The 14,963-nt window shown below is 71.9% G+C and carries 14 protein-coding genes and 2 pseudogenes; 6 read left to right on the top strand and 10 right to left on the bottom strand.

What is annotated here, in order from left to right; translation table 11 throughout:
• Positions 1 to 334 precede the first annotated feature (334 nt).
• On the bottom strand, positions 335 to 712 hold the full coding sequence (locus tag ACFTWP_RS28260) for a hypothetical protein (protein ID WP_380267703.1): 378 nt from the start codon (positions 710 to 712) through the stop codon (positions 335 to 337).
• 933 nt (positions 713 to 1,645) lie between these two features.
• On the opposite strand from ACFTWP_RS28260, the pseudogene ACFTWP_RS28265 reads away from it, so the two are divergent.
• The 5 genes and pseudogenes from ACFTWP_RS28265 to ACFTWP_RS28285 form a co-directional block, all read left to right on the top strand.
• A pseudogene (locus ACFTWP_RS28265) lies at positions 1,646 to 2,551 on the top strand (DnaJ C-terminal domain-containing protein); the annotation flags it as partial.
• A gap of 101 nt (positions 2,552 to 2,652) precedes the next feature.
• Positions 2,653 to 2,940, top strand: coding sequence for a hypothetical protein (locus ACFTWP_RS28270; protein ID WP_380267704.1), 288 nt, complete (start codon positions 2,653 to 2,655; stop codon positions 2,938 to 2,940).
• 95 nt (positions 2,941 to 3,035) lie between these two features.
• Positions 3,036 to 3,713 carry a hypothetical protein gene (locus ACFTWP_RS28275; protein ID WP_380267705.1) on the top strand — a complete coding sequence of 226 codons (678 nt, stop codon included), beginning with the start codon at positions 3,036 to 3,038 and terminating at the stop codon, positions 3,711 to 3,713.
• A gap of 336 nt (positions 3,714 to 4,049) precedes the next feature.
• Positions 4,050 to 4,217: a hypothetical protein gene (locus ACFTWP_RS28280; protein ID WP_380267706.1), complete on the top strand. Its 168-nt coding sequence runs from the start codon at positions 4,050 to 4,052 to the stop codon at positions 4,215 to 4,217.
• A gap of 120 nt (positions 4,218 to 4,337) precedes the next feature.
• Positions 4,338 to 5,003: a hypothetical protein gene (locus ACFTWP_RS28285; RefSeq protein ID WP_380267707.1), complete on the top strand. Its 666-nt coding sequence runs from the start codon at positions 4,338 to 4,340 to the stop codon at positions 5,001 to 5,003.
• A 138-nt stretch (positions 5,004 to 5,141) separates the two neighbouring features.
• Here the strand turns inward: ACFTWP_RS28285 and ACFTWP_RS28290 are convergent, their stop codons facing one another.
• The 5 genes and pseudogenes from ACFTWP_RS28290 to ACFTWP_RS28310 form a co-directional block, all read right to left on the bottom strand.
• Positions 5,142 to 5,879, bottom strand: coding sequence for a DUF6193 family natural product biosynthesis protein (locus ACFTWP_RS28290; RefSeq protein ID WP_380267708.1), 738 nt, complete (start codon positions 5,877 to 5,879; stop codon positions 5,142 to 5,144).
• Between the two features lie 301 nt (positions 5,880 to 6,180).
• The gene (locus ACFTWP_RS28295; RefSeq protein ID WP_380267709.1) at positions 6,181 to 6,669 is read right to left on the bottom strand and encodes a hypothetical protein; all 489 of its coding nucleotides are present in this window, start codon (positions 6,667 to 6,669) and stop codon (positions 6,181 to 6,183) included.
• A gap of 7 nt (positions 6,670 to 6,676) precedes the next feature.
• Positions 6,677 to 7,069: pseudogene (locus ACFTWP_RS28300) on the bottom strand (Tn3 family transposase); the annotation flags it as partial.
• Positions 7,070 to 7,101: 32 nt separating this feature from the next.
• Complete coding sequence (locus ACFTWP_RS28305; protein WP_380267710.1) at positions 7,102 to 7,812, bottom strand: response regulator; 711 nt, start codon at positions 7,810 to 7,812, stop codon at positions 7,102 to 7,104.
• A 20-nt stretch (positions 7,813 to 7,832) separates the two neighbouring features.
• Entirely contained in the window at positions 7,833 to 9,155 is a 1,323-nt protein-coding gene (locus tag ACFTWP_RS28310) for a sensor histidine kinase (protein WP_380267711.1), read from the bottom strand.
• Positions 9,156 to 9,520: 365 nt separating this feature from the next.
• Between ACFTWP_RS28310 and ACFTWP_RS28315 the strand changes: the two genes are divergently transcribed.
• Positions 9,521 to 11,713, top strand: coding sequence for an MMPL family transporter (locus ACFTWP_RS28315; protein WP_380267712.1), 2,193 nt, complete (start codon positions 9,521 to 9,523; stop codon positions 11,711 to 11,713).
• A 96-nt stretch (positions 11,714 to 11,809) separates the two neighbouring features.
• On the opposite strand, the gene ACFTWP_RS28320 is transcribed toward ACFTWP_RS28315, so the two are convergent.
• From ACFTWP_RS28320 to ACFTWP_RS28335, 4 genes are all read right to left on the bottom strand, one after another.
• The gene (locus ACFTWP_RS28320) at positions 11,810 to 12,121 is read right to left on the bottom strand and encodes a hypothetical protein (protein ID WP_380267713.1); all 312 of its coding nucleotides are present in this window, start codon (positions 12,119 to 12,121) and stop codon (positions 11,810 to 11,812) included.
• A 549-nt stretch (positions 12,122 to 12,670) separates the two neighbouring features.
• The gene (locus ACFTWP_RS28325; RefSeq protein ID WP_380267714.1) at positions 12,671 to 13,273 is read right to left on the bottom strand and encodes a hypothetical protein; all 603 of its coding nucleotides are present in this window, start codon (positions 13,271 to 13,273) and stop codon (positions 12,671 to 12,673) included.
• A gap of 72 nt (positions 13,274 to 13,345) precedes the next feature.
• Positions 13,346 to 13,513, bottom strand: coding sequence for a hypothetical protein (locus ACFTWP_RS28330; protein ID WP_380267715.1), 168 nt, complete (start codon positions 13,511 to 13,513; stop codon positions 13,346 to 13,348).
• Positions 13,514 to 14,842: a transposase gene (locus ACFTWP_RS28335; RefSeq protein ID WP_380267719.1), complete on the bottom strand. Its 1,329-nt coding sequence runs from the start codon at positions 14,840 to 14,842 to the stop codon at positions 13,514 to 13,516. It lies immediately after the preceding gene.
• Between the last annotated feature and the right edge of the window lie 121 nt (positions 14,843 to 14,963).

Here is a 14,963-nt window from a genome sequence, read left to right on the forward strand (position 1 = left end):
GGCGCGGGTGGCGCGGGTGGCGCGGTGAGGGCGGGGCCGGCGCTGGTCGGTGGCCTCGCCCTGCCGTCCGTGCGGGCTTGGGTGATCGAGTGCCGGGGTGTCCGGCAGGCCGGCGGTGCGGCTGCGCAAGGAATTCGTCGAGGCCGAGTCGCTCGCCCGGAGGCGGCGGAGGTGGTGAGCGGGCCGAGCCGCACGGCGACATCCTTCATCGGGACCGGTTCCGAAGCACTCCACCCACCCGGTCCGCCCCCCAAGGCCGACGCTGCCGTCTCGGCAGGTGGAGTGTCCCGGGAGATGACCGGCGTCCGGGCGTCCGGGCGTCCGGGCGCCCGGATCACGGGCGGGGGCGGGGGCGGTTGTTGGTGCGCCAGGTGATGAAGAGCCCGGTGGCGACGCTGGTGACGGCGGTGAGTGCGGCGGTGCCCCCGATGACGAACAGCCCGGTGGCGAGCGCGAGGAGGACCAGGAGGGCGACCAGCTCCAGAACCCTCTCGCCCACGCCCGCGGCCCGAGGCCGGCCCTCCGGCATCGCGGTGGCCTCCCCGACGGGCACCGGCCGGGGCTCCTGACCGGGCGGCGGCGCCGAGCCGTCGGTGTCGGGGGAGGGGGCGGGGCCGTCGGCCGGGGGCCCGGAGATCTCCCGCAGGGCGGGGTCCGGGGCGTGCCGGTGGATGTGGCCGGGGGGCTGGGCGGTGTTGCCGGTGGGATTCATGTCTGCCAGTACAGAGCCCGGCCGGCCGCCTCCAGGGCCCGCACGAACACTCTCGTAGAGTCTCGATCGCCGCAGGTCAGAGGCGAACCGAACCGTACCCCGACTGAACGCCGCCCCCGGCAGCGGCTGTTCGGCCGATTTCGCTGCCGTTCGCTGCCGCCCCCTCTAGCCTGGAGCCACACACCACGCAAGGGGGAGACAAGGGTGAGCGACAAGGACGGCTCGACACAGCTGCCGACACCGTCCTTCGAGCAGGAACTCGCCCGCTTCGCCGAAGACCTGAGGGACTTGCGCATCTCCTGCGGCAACCCCGCGCTGCGCACGTTGGGCCGGCAGGCGCCGGCCGCGCGGGCGCTGTCGGTGTCGGCGTTGAGCGAGGCGTTCAACGGCCGGCGGTTGCCGCGCCTGGATTTCCTGATGGCGGTGGTGCGCACCCTGCTGACGATCGACGACGGCCGTCCGGTGCGGCACGACGACGCCCGCCTGGAGGCCTGGCGGTTGCGTTGGCAGGACATGGTGCGCCTGCAGGTGGCGGACCGGCGCGGGCGCGGCATTCCTGGCCCGGACCCGGTGGAGGGCGGTGCGGTTGCGCCACGGCGGGGTACACCGGATGCCGGAGGTGACGGTGGCGAGGAGGGTCCGGCTGCGGAGGAGGAGCGGCTGAGGGCGGCGGTGAGCGAGGCGGAGGGCATCCGGGCGGTGGCCGCTGCCCGCGCCGAGCAGATCCTGGTCGAGGCGCAGGCCGAACGCGACCAGGCGGCCGTCGAACTGGCTCGGCTGCGCGGCAGGGTCGCGGACGAGCTGGCTGCTGCGAAGGCGAAGGCCCGGGAGGAGATGGCCCAGGCCGCGGCGGACGCCGCCCGTATCCGCGAGCACGCCGAACAGGAGGCCGCGCAGCGGCTGGCCGAGGCAACGGCGCCACCGCAGCCGGACGGCCCCGACGGGTCCGGGAACCACACGGACGGCCCGGAGGGTACTTTCCACCGTCCCAGCGGGCCCGATACGGAGAAGTACCCCAGGCCGAGGCGCCGGCGCGGCCAGGACGCGGTGATCCGGCAGGAGATCACCCTGGAGGAGGCCGCGTTCGGCACCACCAAGGAGTTCCAGGTCGACACCGCCGTCACCTGCGCCACCTGCTCCGGCGAGGGTACGGCCCCCGGCACCTTCGTGCAGGAGTGCGACACGTGCAGCGGCAGGGGCCAGGTCTCGCAGGTCATCCGGTCCTTCCTGGGCACCACCACGACCTTGCGCCAGTGCCCGCAGTGCCTGGGCTTCGGCACCTTCGTTCCGGCCTCCTGCCCGGAGTTGGTCTGCGAGGACGGCCGGATCCGCGCCCGCCGCACCCTCACGGTCAAGATCCCGGCCGGTGTGGACGGCGGCACCCGGATCCAGCTGGCCGGCGAGGGCGAGGCCGGCCCCGGCGGCGGGCTGGCCGGCGACCTGTACGTCGAGATCGAAGAGAGCGCCCATCCGACCTTCCAGCGGCGCGGGGACGACCTGCACTGCACGGTCATCATCCCGATGACCGCCGCCGTCCTCGGCACCCAGGTGCCGCTGCAGACCCTGGACGGGCTGCACGACGTCGACATCCGCCCGGGCACCCAGTCCGGCCGGTCCGTCCCGCTGCACGGCCGGGGCATCACCCACCTGCGCGGCGGCGGCCGCGGCGACCTGATCGTGCACATCGAGGTGGAGATCCCCACCACGCTCGACGCCGAACAGGAACACCTGGTCCGACAACTGGCGGCGCTCCGCGACGAGGAGCATCCCTCCAGCCGATTCGTGCCCGGTGAGCAAGGACTGCTCTCCGGCCCGAAGGACGCCTTCAGCGGCCGCTGAAGGCCGGCTGCCGGCCTCCCCTGATCTTGCCGGACAGTGCGCATCCCGTCCCTGCACGGCGCCTTTTCCCTTTCCGACCGACAACCGCCCGAGGAGTTCCCTTGCCGCCCCGCGACCGCCTCACCGACCGTGCCGCCGTTCTGCAGGCCGCGCGGGACCTCACCCCGGAAACGATCGACACCCAGGCCGTGGTCGTCGCGGGCCGGCTGTTCCCGGTCAAGCAGATCGCCCGCGCCGTCGTCGCCAACCCCGGCAACAGCCGCATGGTCCTTGCCGACCTCCATGCCCTCGGCTTCGAGACCTTCACCCGAACCCGCTACAACAGCGAGGGCATACCGCTGATGTACGACCGCGAGACGAAGAACAGCACCACCACCGGAAAACCCTGACACCTACGAGGCGCCCCACACGGACGACTCCCGCTGCGACGGCCGAGCCGTCCAGGCGCTCGGCGAGTCTTGAGCAATGAGAGGTGAACCGAGACATGGACGAGCTTGTCGCCGGCCGGGTGCCACTGCCGGTCGTGATGGCTGAGCTGGCCCGGATGCGGCCGGTGTTCCATTCGGAGGCGGACCTGCAGCACGCGTTCGCCCGGGTGCTGTGGGAGCTCGACCCTGAAGTGCAGTGCCGTCTGGAGGTGCGCCAGAGCACCTCGGACGGTGTCGAGCACCTGGACTTGCTCTGCATCACGTCGCAGGGCCGGACGGCGGTGGAGTTCAAGTACATCAAGAGCGCCTGGAGCGGCGCGGTGGGCGCCGGCCCCTCGGGCGAGCAGTACGCCCTGAAGCCGCACGGCGCCCCCGACGTCTCCAGGCGTGACTTCGTCTTCGACGTGGCACGCCTGGAGAGCTTCTGCGCCCGGCCGGACCAGAACGGCCTGGCCCTGATGGTCACCAACACCTCGGCCCTGTGGAGGGAACCGAAGCCGTCGGCGAAGCGGCCGCGCGACTTCGAGTTCCGGCTGCACCAAGGCGGCGAACTGGCCGGAACACTGCTGTGGGGCGGCGGCGACTACCCGCCCAACACCCGGGTCCTGCGCGGCACCTACCCCCTGCGCTGGCAGCCGTACTCGCTCCAGCCCGGGGCCGCGGGGGAGTTCCGCTACCTGGCCCTGTTCGTCGAACCGAGCGGAACGGCTCCCACGGAACCGGACGCCTCGTAGGCGGCGGGCCACCCGTCCTGACCGCGCCTGTCCCGACCGCGACGGCCGGCCCGCCCAGGCGGCCCCTTTCCGAACCGCCGCCGACCTTCCCGTGCCCGCCCGGTCCGGTGGGCGCCGGCTGCCGGTCGAGCGGGGCGCTGCCCCCCGCCAGATACTCGGCGAGACCGTGACCGTCGCGTCCGCCCCTGGCCCGGGGCCGGCCGGGACGGTTTCCGCCGGGCCTCAAGCGTGTACGGGCCGGTCGGTCGCGATGGCTCCGGGAACCGTAGGGAGCCTAGAGGGGCCGGCTGCCCCGAACTCGCCGACCTCCTCAGGCACATCAGCGACTTCGCCAAGATGATGACGAACCGCCAAGGCCGACTTCTGCCGCGCTGGATCAAGGCGGTTGAGGGCAGCGACCTGCCGCCCTTGCACAGCTTCGCCCGCAACCTCTACAAGGACTTCGACGCCGTGATCGCCGGACTGACCCTGCACTCTTCCAGTGGCATGGGCGAGGCAACATAAACCTGGTCGAATTCCTCAAACGCCAAGGTTGCGGGCGGGCCGGCTTCGACCTTCTGCGAGGCCGGATACTCCTCACACCCTGAGCCCGGCTTGCCGACTGCGGTGCGAAAGACTGACGGCATGCCTGCCAACGCCCCTCTCGCTTCCTCGGAACAGATCCACACCCACCCCGTCACTCAGCTCAACGACGCCCTCCGCCGACCGGGGATGCGGGGAGGTGAGCTCGCAATCCGGCTGACGCTGGATCACCTCCTGTTCGTTGAGCTTCGCCAGGAAGCATGGGGCGATGAGCAGCGCGCTCTGGAGCAGCGCAAGGCATGGACTCCGACCGGCGTGAAGGGTGCCTTCGAGGGCGCCCTGCCGGCTGATCACGGCACCAGCGTGGCCTCCGTCTACGCGGAGTTCGCGCACCGGCAGGGACGGCTCAAGCTGGACCGGGTGCTGAGCGCGGACGAGTACGCCACGATGCTTGCCGCCATCGACTCATGGGCCAGTCAGGACCGGGCGTGGGCCGACGTGATCTCGGCCTTCGGCGCGCCGTCGGTGCTCTTCGGCAGCACCAACCCCTACTGCGGGAAGACGCTCGGCTACGTGACCGCAGACCCCTCCGCGCCAATGCTGTTCTTTCACCTCTGGAACGGCACCGACCCGGACACCGAGCCTTCCTGGCCTCCGAGCCGCGAGCACCCACTGCTCTTGGCAGTCCGCCGTGGTGACACTCCGTTCGACGCTAGCTTCACCTTCACCCCAGAAGGACTGCGCCGTCGACCAGTGCAGGAAGGGTAGCCTCCGTGTCCCTCCTGCTCGTGGGCCGTTTACGCTCGGTCATCCCGAAATGTTGATCAGAGCCGTTGGATCTCCCCGCCTGCGGCCACTGGCGGGAAGTCAACCGGCCAAGGTTTCGGTCACCGTCAGTCACTCCCGTCAGATGCCATCATCCCGTACGACGGATCCCGTGGTGGCCGGGCCGAGGCCGACAGGGAGATGGAACACCGCCAGGGTGACGGCGTCCTCGGCCGTTGTGGTTTCGCCGATGGCGTTGGAATGTGGGTGGCTCATCACGCGGTACGGGCTGCCCTTGTGTGCCGGGGCGATGGCGATCTCATCCCGGAAGGGGAATCCGGTGCAGGAGCTGAAGCCGAGTGTCCAGTGGCTGGAGTACACGTATAGCTGTCGCAGCCGCGGCTCGGCAAAGGCAGCTTCCACGAGTGCGTCGAATTCCGGGAAGCCCGGGGCATCGGCTGCCTGTTCCCGCATGTTCCGCCACTGAAGCTCCACCACCGCCGCCGGACCGCGCTCGTGCGCCTCGGCACGCTCGTTGGAGCGCAGAAAAGGCAGCTGCAATGTGAGCTCCTGCAGGGGCATGCCCTCCCTCCAGGCGACCCCGGCCCTGACGACGTCCGCGAGGTCCGGCGTGGCCCCGGTGATCAGCTCGATGCCCGGGCCGCCCCATCCGGAGACGCTGAACAGGCGACTGTGCGAGCCGATGTAGATGGACATCGCCTTTCGCCCTGAGACCGGCGAAGAGATTCCCGCCGTTAGCGGGGAGCCGCCTTCGTGGGGAACCACCGTGATTTCGACACCAAGTTCGGCCGCCGCCAGTTCCAGCGCTGCGGTCAGGCTGCCCGCAGCAGCCAGGTCGGGGTAGAGGTCAGCGTCCATCCCCATAGTCTGGCCCAGCAGTGCCAGTGAGTGAACGGCTGGCAGGCGAAGCGGCGAGGGAGGTAAGTTCGTCACTCCGTGTGCCCACTCGTTGCGACCCCGCCCCCGTCCTACCCGCCCCACTGGGCCGCGCGCTGCCGCTCGTGCCAGCTTCACCAAGGCCGGGCACTGCCGGCGGACACGAATGGAGGCTGGTGGTGAGTACGGAGCCCCTCGCATACGCGAACGTGAACCACGAGGCCGCACATGCCGATCCGGGTGCCGGAGCCGCCCGGACCCTACGGCTGTGCCGGCCGAAGAATCAATCGGTGATCGAACGCACCTGGCCGGGTTCCAGGTGCAGTTCATACGCGGTGTTGCAGTCGTTGATGAGGGTACCGACGTGCGCGCCGCAGGGGAACTGCTGGTTCATGCCCGCCTCACCGTGGAGGCCGCAACATCCGCTGCAGTGCCTGAAGACGTCGGAGTCCTCTCGAAGGCCGCGGGCGTCGTCCGGGTGCAGAACCACGGTGTTCCGGGGGCCTGCGGACACCAGGAACCCGTTCCCGTCCGGGTCTGCGACGCACGGGCCTCCGGGGAAGACCTCTCGGCACTCGTCGGTGGGCACGAGCGGTGCACCCCACGGCTCGGGTTCCAGCGCGAAGAAGCCGAGCGGCACGGTCGCGGTGGCACGACGTGATCCGTCGGCTTTGGGGTGGCCCTGGTCCCCGGGGCGGGCGGGCATCTCGGTCAGCCCGGTCAGCGGTCCGGTGAGGGAAAGCCCGCAGGCCGAGCACACAAACACAGTCACTCCGTGTTCATAGCACTCGGCCAACGGCGTACCAAGCGGATTCTCGAACCGCTGTCGGCGGCACGTCCCAACTCTCGTTCGTGGCAACCGGGTTACGCGAAGGCCGCAAGCCGCCGGGCATCTCGGGCGGCAGGAAGCCGTACCGGCCGAGCATGTTGACGTGGTGCCGGACGAGCGGCGAGAGCCGGGCGACGTCCCGGTCGCGGACGTCGAAGCCGTCGGTGCTCAGCCGGCTGAGAGCGGCGTCCATGCAGCGGGTGTCGAACAGCACCAGGGCGTTGAGGACCAGGCCGAGCGCGCCGGGCTGGCCCTCGGTGTGGAACTCCCGCCCGTCGGGGATCCTCGCTGCGCGGCAGCGGTCCCGATCCTCCGTCCAGCACCTGGGCAGGTGGAGCTCGCGGGCGGCAGGAGTCCGCAGACGGAAGGCCCCCGCTACCCGCCGCCCGTGCGTGCGGTGACCAGGCCGGACTCGTAGGCCGCGATGACCGCCTGGGCGCGGTCCCGGACGTCGAGTTTGCCGAAGATGCTGGTGATGTAGTTCTTCACCGTCGACAGGCTGATGTCCAGGGCCCGGGCGATCTCGGTGTTGTCGAGGCCGGTGGCCATCAGCCGCCACACCTCGACCTCCCGGGGCGTCAGTGCGCCCGTGTCGGTGACCGGCGGCGGGGCGGCGCCGACCGGGGCTCGGACGTAGGTGGAGATCAGCCGGGTGAGCAGGCGCGGGGCGACCACCGCCTCGCCGGCGTGGACGGTGCGGATCGCCGCGCCCAGTTCCTCCGGCGAGACGTCCTTGGGCAGGAACCCGTGGGCGCCGGCGCGCAGCGCGGCCACCACGTACTCGTCCATGTCGAAGGTGCTGAGGGCGAGGACCCGGCAGGAGGGGAGGGTGCGGGCCAGTTCCTGGGTCGCGCCGACCCCGTCGAGCACGGGCATCCGGATGTCCATCACCACGACGTCGGGGCGCAGCAGGCGGGCGGCGGTGACGGCCTGCTCCCCGTTCTCGGCCTCGCCCACCACCTTGAAGGACGGGTCGGGGGAGAGGATCAGGGACAGGCCGCGGCGCACCAGCGGCTGGTCGTCCGCGATGAGGACCCGGATGCCCGGTGCCGCCGTGCCCGCCGGGCCGCCGTCGTCCGACCTCACCGGGCCGTCACCGTCCCCGCTCACCGGGCGGTCGCCGTTCCGTGCTGGACGGCCGCGTCGGCCGTCTCATCCGGGGCCAGTGGCAGGTCGGCCAGGACGGCGAAGCCGCCCTCCGGACGTGGTCCGGTCCGCAGGGTGCCGCCGTGCAGGGCGACGCGCTCGCGCATGCCGATCAGGCCGTACCCGCTCCGGCCGCCGGCCGGCACCGACTCCTGCGGTGCGGCGCCGTCCGTGCCCGCCGTGCCCCCGTCGTCGCGCACCTCGACGGTGACCCGGTCCGGACCGTACGTCAGGGTGACGCTCGCGCGGGCGGGCCCGGCGTGCTTGCGGGCGTTGGTGAGGCCCTCCTGGACGATCCGGAACACGGTCAGGCCGACGGTGGGCGGCAGCGGGCGGCGGGGCCCGTGGACGCCGAAGTCGGTCGGCAGTCCGGCCACCCGGGACTCGTCCACCAGCCGGCCGAGGTCCTCGGCCCCGGGCTGGGGCGCGGGCGGGGCGGTGTCCGGTTCGTCGCCGGCCCGCAGGACGTCCAGGAGCTGGCGCATCTCCCGCAGGGCCATCCGCCCGGAGGACTCCAGGGTGACCAGGGCGTCCCGGACCACCTCCGGGTGGGCGAGGTTGGCCCGGGCGCCGCCGGCCATCAGCTGCATGGTGGTGATGTGGTGCGCCACGATGTCGTGCAACTCCCGTGCGATGCGGCGGCGTTCTTCGGCCACCGCGCGGTCTGCCAGCAGTTTGCGGTTGGCCGCGACCTCCCGCTGCCAGCGCGCCACGGCGAGTCCGGCGCCGGCCACGAGCAGGGTGGAGCAGGAGGTGCCGGCGAGCGCCTGCCAGGAGGGGACGTGCAGGTGGCTCTGGCTCAGTGTGGTCAGCACCGTCGTCGCCGCCGCGGCGGCCGCCGTCACCGGGGCGGGCCGGGCCCGGGCGACCGAGTACAGGCCGGCCATCAGGACGGCGCCGAAGTGGGTGCTCGCCGGCGTGGACAGGTCGATCGCGGCCTCGACGGCCAGGACCACGGCGAGCGCCGGCACCGGGTGGCTGCGCCGGACGAGCAGCGGCAGGGCCGACAGCGCGACGAGGAGCAGGCCCGGCGGGGTCACCCGGCGCACCCCGTCCATCTCGCTGAAGAGCAGGAAGTTGAGTAGGTCGAGCGCGCAGGCGCCGGCGGCCACCAGCGCGTCGGTGTGGGTCCACGGCACGCCGTCGGTCTCCGGCGGCGCGTCCGCCACCCCGCCGGGCCCCGGGCTCCCGCTCGCCCGGTCAGCCCGCTGTGCCGGGTGCGCCGCGTGCGCCGGGTCGGCCCCGAGTGCCGCGTCCACCGTGGGGCGCTGATGACCGCCCATGTCCGTTCCCCCCTCCGTGCCCGGCCCGCGCCGCGCCCCACCGATGAGCCCCGATGAGCCCTGACGAGCGCCGATGAGCCCGATCAGGCCCTGATGAGACCCTGAACAGGCTCCGAACAGGCCCGACGACCCCATTCTGGCATCGGCCCACCCCACCCCGGCATGGTCCCCACGGCCGATCACGGGGGCCCGGACCAGGACCACGGTCCCGGGTCCGGACCTAGCCGAGGAGCAGGGGCCCGGTGCGGATCGTCCGTCGCGGGGACGTCCGCGGCCCACCCCGGGTGATGGTCTGGAACCCGGCCGGGAACCCCCGGAGCCGAGACCGACCTTGCGGACGCTCGCGTCCACCGCCGGAGGAAACCTTGATCCGCGCACTGACCGGATACTCCACCAGGAACCCGTGGAAGGTGATCACCCTCTGGGTGGTGCTGGGAATCTCCCTGGCCCTGCTGAGCCCGATGCTCCTCGACCGCGTCACCCAGTCCCAGACCGGGGACTTCCTGCCCAAGAGCTACGACTCGGCCGCCGCGCTGCGGATCGCCGAGGAGAACTTCGGGATGAAGCCCGACGCCACCACGGTCACGGTGCTGGTCGCCAGGACCGACGGCCAGGCCCTCACCGCCGCCGACCAGCAACGGGTCGAGGCCGAGGCGGCGAAGCTCGCCCAGCGCCGGGTCGTCATGCCCAGGAAGGACGACGCGCCGGCCTTCCTCGTCCCCGACCGGTCCCAGACCCCCCGGGTCGCCCCGGCCATGGTGGCACCCGACCGCGGGTTCGAACTGCTATCCGTCGAACTGACCGGCAACGCCGCGAACGACGGCGTCCAGGACGTCTACCGGGCGTTCCGGGACGCCACCCGCGCCCAGTTCGCCGACGCCGGGATGCGCACCGGGTTCACCGGGGGACTGGCCGACGCCGCGGACACCGCCGACGCCCACCGCACCGCCGCAACCGTCGGCAGCGCGCTCGTCATGGGGCTGATCGTCCTGCTCAACGTGCTGGTGTTCCGCAGCGTGGCGGCGGCCCTGCTGCCGCTGCTGGCCGTCGCCATGATCGGCAGCGTGGCCGGCGGAGCCGTGGCCGTCGCCGCGACGCTGACCGGCCTCAAGCTCGACGCCGGCACCCCCGGGCTGGTCTCCGTGGTCCTGCTCGGCATCGGCGTCGACTACCTGCTCTTCCTGCTCTTCCGCTTCCGCGAGCACCTGCGGGCCCGGCCCGAGCAGCCCGCCCGCGAAGCCGCCGCCCAGGTGACCGCCCGGGTGGGCACCGCGATCACGTCGGCCGCGCTGACCATCGTCGCCGCCTTCGCCACCCTCGGCGTGGCCAGCTTCGGCCAGTTCCGCTCGCTCGGCCCGGCCATCGCCGTCGCCGTCCTGGTCATGCTGCTGGGCAGCCTCACCATGATGCCCGCCCTGCTCGCCGCCTGCGGCCGCGGCATGTTCTGGCCCTCCCGCAGCCTGCGCCGCCAGCCGGGCGAGGGCTTCGCCGCCCGCTTCGGCGCGCTCGTCGCCCGGCGGCCGCTGCCGATGCTGCTCGCCGCCCTCGCCCTGCTCGGCGCGCTGGCCGCCGGGATGACCGGGATCCGGATGGACTACGGCCTCGGCGGCGCCGACGACCGGACCCCGGCCGCCGCCACCGCCGCCGAGATCTCCCGCACCCTGCCGGCCGGCGTCTCCGACCCGACGAGCGTCTACGTCGTCACCACGGACGGCACCACCCTCACCCCCGACCGGCTCGACGGCCTCTCCCACGCCCTCACCCAGGTCGAGGGCGTCGGCAAGACGGGCGGCACCGTCCTCAACGGGGACCGGCGCGCCGCCCGGATCGACCTCTACCTCACCGCGGACCCGCAGAGCCGGCGCGCCCGCGACCTGGCCTCCGGCCCGGTCCGCGCCGCGGTCGCCGCCCACACACCCGCCGGGACAAGCGCCCACGTGGGCGGCACAGCGGCGATATTCGCCGACATCTCCACCGCCGTCGACCACGACCTGGCGATCGTCTTCCCGGTCGCGGCCGCCCTGATCGCCCTGATCCTGCTGCTGCTCCTGCGCAGCCTGCTCGCCCCGCTGGTCCTGATGCTCTCGGTCGGGCTCGGCTTCGCCGCCACCCTCGGCGCCGCCACCCTGGTGTTCCAGCACGGGCTGGGCGAACCGGGCGTCAGCTTCACCCTCCCGCTGGTGCTGTTCCTGTTCGTCGTGGCGCTGGGCACCGACTACAACATCCTCATCACCGACCGGATCCGCGAGGAGATGCAGCGCCCCGGCCCGCCCCGCGCCGCCGTCGCCCGCGCCGTACGGCACACCACGCCCGCCATCGCCACGGCCGGCCTGGTCCTGGCCGGATCCTTCGCGACCCTCGCCGCCACCCCGGGCAGCGAACAAGTCGCCTTCGCGCTGACGCTCGGCATCCTGCTCTCCGCCGTCGTCCTGTCCCTGGTCCTGGTGCCCGCCGTCGCCGCCCTGCTCGGCCGCGCCCTCTGGTGGCCGCTCCGCCAGGCCCGCCACCACCACCGGGCCGAGCCGGCCCCGGAGCCGTACCGCGTCCCGGTGCCCTGACGGGCGAGCCGTCAGCACTCCCGTAGTACTCCAGCTGTCGATCGTGATCACGTGGCGAGACTGCATCAGGGGCGGTCCGCCACGTGACCGGCCGGGTCAGCGGACCACGTCCGAGAGGTCCAGCTGCTCCATTCGGTCCAGGCAGCGGCCGATCTCGACGACCAGGTCCTCGGCGCTCGGGGGAAACTCCTCCGGTCCTGTGGAGAGCAGTTCCTCGCTGTTCCCCGCGTCGTCCTCGACGCAGACGCCGGCCAGGATGTCCGTGCCACTGGCCCTGAAGCTGACGGACAGCGCGAAGACCACCGTGAGACTGCCCGCCAGCCCGAGCACCTGGCCATCGGTGTAGGAGGCCTCGTCCGGGTCGTCCGAGTACTGCCAGAGCGGCCCCAGCGACTCGCGTCCACGCACGGCCCGGGCCTGTGCGCGTTCCTCCCAGACCCGCGCCAGCCGTTTCAGCCTGAAATGGGCATCTCGAAGGGCCACCGCCAGCGCAACGGCACCGCGCCCCGTGTCATCCATCATGTCCCGCTCCCCGCCCGGCACCGTCGGCCGAGACCTCGACAGCCCGCCTCGCACCGCATGGTTGCACCTGCTGGGCGCTTCCGGAGGACCCGAGGCGGGCGCCAGCCCCCTGGGGCCCGCCTCCCTGCTCCGTCGAACCCGATCGCCCCGCGGCGTCGCCCGGGCCGCCGCTGATACCTCCGTCGGCTGCTGTCCGGCCGCTCCGCTCCGGCTGAACGGGGCTGCCGTCGACGGCGGCGGGATCGCGGAAGTGACCACGGTCCCGCCGTCCGGCTCCGGCCCCGGTACCGACTGCACTCACCGTACAGCGGCCGGTCCGTCACGGGGCGGGCTTGTTCCTCGCAGGATGCTCCCCGGACCCGCCGCCGGGCGGTACGCATCACGGGGTCCGCCCCGCTCACGCGGCGCGCCGCCACGCCTGCGGACGACGGTGACTCAGTCGTTCATATCAAAAAGGGTGTTGAGGGTTCCGTCCGCGACGACCAGATCGCTGTAGCCGAGCTGTTCGCCGATCGCTTCGAGCCTGGCCAGCCGGCTCAGCCCGATGGGGGCGAAGGACGACTTCAGGGCTCGCAGGAAGAGACGCATCCCGAGGTCCGCCCCCAGGTCTCCCACCACGCGCTCCAGCAGGGGAACGATCGATTCCCTGATGGAGGGTTCGCACCGTTCCAGCAGAGACTTGCGGACTGTATCGAGCTCGTTCACGATCTGACGATGGATCAAGTCGGAGTCGAACTGGAAGGCTTGAGCTGCGAAGGCTTCTTCATCACCTGCCAGAATGGATCTTGCACAGATGTCCGCGATTTCGACCAGGAAATCTCTGATCCCACCCGGTCCGCCACCCGGGGCGAATCGTCTGCCGGTGGTGGAAATCCAGAGTGTCTCCAGCTCGGTGTCGGAGAGGGCGGATGCGACGAGCCGGTGGACGTCCGTGCTCAATGCCGCGGCTTCCTGCGGCCCCGTTCGATCGAGGCGGAGTGTGACGAATTCCAGCGTCCCAGCCCGATCGGCCGGGCCGTACAGGCCGCCGATCTTCATGCCGAGCCCGGAGATTCCGAAGTCTCCGCCGGGTCCTAGTGGCTCCATGTTCTTTATCGGTCTCCGCTTCGACTATTTGGGGAATGCCGTGTATGCGATGAAAATATCCGGATGTTTGGCAATATGCTTCAGCTGGACGACAACCCTCCGGCCGGTGGCGGTCTTCTTCGACGGATCGGCTGGCAACGGATGCCCGCCGGGCCTGTACTCATAGGCAGGATCGCCCGGGGTGACGTCCACTCAAACCTCCCAGGGGGCCTTGAGGTCGACGCCCGGGTTGAAGCCGATATTCTTTCCGATTCGATCCTGCTCTGCTCTGCTTTGCTCCAGCTCTGATGAGCGCGCTCGTTGGCGGGCACCTTCTGCCACTCTGCGACCGCGAATTGCACAGCCTGCTGGGCGGTTGCGGCACCGGTCCAGACTGTGACCACGCCCTTCGCCGAGGGCCGAGCCACGTCGAAGCCCTCGGCGGCGCGGGCCTGGCGGGAGTGGTCGGCCAGGAGCGGAGTGATCATGGTGCTGCCCTGCCGGGCGGCGGCGGTGACGAGGTCGGCGGAGGGGTAGCCGGAGTTCAGGTAGTGCTCGCCGGGCTTTACCCGGCGCTCGGTCAGGCATTGCTGGATGCCGGCGGTGGCGGCCACGTCCAGCGCGGTCGAGACGGTGGTGGCCACGTCCGTGATCAGGTTCGGGGCCCCGCGCCGCGGCGGGACCGCCACCGCGAGTACCGTCCGTGCCGTCCGTGCCGGTGTTGCAGGTCTCGGTGAGGTGGAGCTTGTAGCCCAGCCAGAACAGCTCGTCTCCCTTGGCGGACCAGCGGGCGTCGCGGTCGTAAGGGGAGGCGAGCCGTAGTTGGCCGGGCGGGACGCCGTCGCTGTGGGCATCCCGCTCCCTGACCACCTCCCGCCCCCGGGCGCCGCAGTTGACGTGGTAGGTCTGCACGAAGATCCGCCGCAGCAGCCGCCAGGAGTCGATGCGGGCCGGGTAGCGCAGTTCCCGTTCTGCGACCCGGTCCGCCCCGAACCGGCCTGTCAGCCAGGTCGGGGCCGCGCCGGCCAGTGCCTCCAGGGCGGCGCGCACGCTCTCCCCGGCCAGCTCCAGCCGGTTCAGATCCCGCACCGCGCTGATCACATGCGTGGAGTCCGTGCGCTGTTTCCCGCCCGCGCTGACCAGCCCCTTCTCGTGGCAGGCGTCCAGCAGCCGGTCGAAGGCCGGGCGCTCCATGCCGTGCTCGACCAGCCTGGCCCGGAACCTCGCCAGGACCGTGCAGTCGAAACCGGTGTCGGTCAGCTCCCGCCCGAGCGCGTATTTCCAGTCGATCGCACGCACTGCCATCAACGCGGCCTGCCGGTCGGTCAGGTTCTCCGTGAACTGCAGCACCGTGACCACTGCCAGCATCCCCGGCGACAAACCCGCTGGTCCGCGCACCCCGAACGCGTCCGCGAACGGCTCGTCCGCGAACACCTCCGCCAGCTCGTCCCTCGCCCGCATCGCGGGCGAACCGGACGGGAACGCCGCCCCGGCCACCGCCGCCGTCATCACCGGAATCTCCGGCAGCCCCTGCGGCCGCATCGACACTCCGGACCACCCTCCCGGGCCGCACCACCGCCAGGCAGCCCACAGAGTGATCATCCCGAACCCGATCAACACCCCACAGCGAAATGAGCAACAGAGTCTGCACGCGTCGCCAGGC

The organism is Kitasatospora sp. NPDC057015, from assembly GCF_042673745.1.
Lineage (GTDB): Bacteria > Actinomycetota > Actinomycetes > Streptomycetales > Streptomycetaceae > Kitasatospora.

Coding starts and splice junctions, on each gene's coding strand:
- ACFTWP_RS28310 (WP_380267711.1), bottom strand. CDS start 9,155: ATGGGCGGTCATCAGCGCCCCACGGTGGACGCGGCACTCGGGGCCGAC.
- ACFTWP_RS28285 (WP_380267707.1), top strand. CDS start 4,338: ATGCCTGCCAACGCCCCTCTCGCTTCCTCGGAACAGATCCACACCCAC.
- ACFTWP_RS28325 (WP_380267714.1), bottom strand. CDS start 13,273: ATGAAGATCGGCGGCCTGTACGGCCCGGCCGATCGGGCTGGGACGCTG.
- ACFTWP_RS28260 (WP_380267703.1), bottom strand. CDS start 712: ATGAATCCCACCGGCAACACCGCCCAGCCCCCCGGCCACATCCACCGG.
- ACFTWP_RS28275 (WP_380267705.1), top strand. CDS start 3,036: ATGGACGAGCTTGTCGCCGGCCGGGTGCCACTGCCGGTCGTGATGGCT.
- ACFTWP_RS28290 (WP_380267708.1), bottom strand. CDS start 5,879: ATGGACGCTGACCTCTACCCCGACCTGGCTGCTGCGGGCAGCCTGACC.
- ACFTWP_RS28335 (WP_380267719.1), bottom strand. CDS start 14,842: ATGCGGCCGCAGGGGCTGCCGGAGATTCCGGTGATGACGGCGGCGGTG.
- ACFTWP_RS28280 (WP_380267706.1), top strand. CDS start 4,050: ATGATGACGAACCGCCAAGGCCGACTTCTGCCGCGCTGGATCAAGGCG.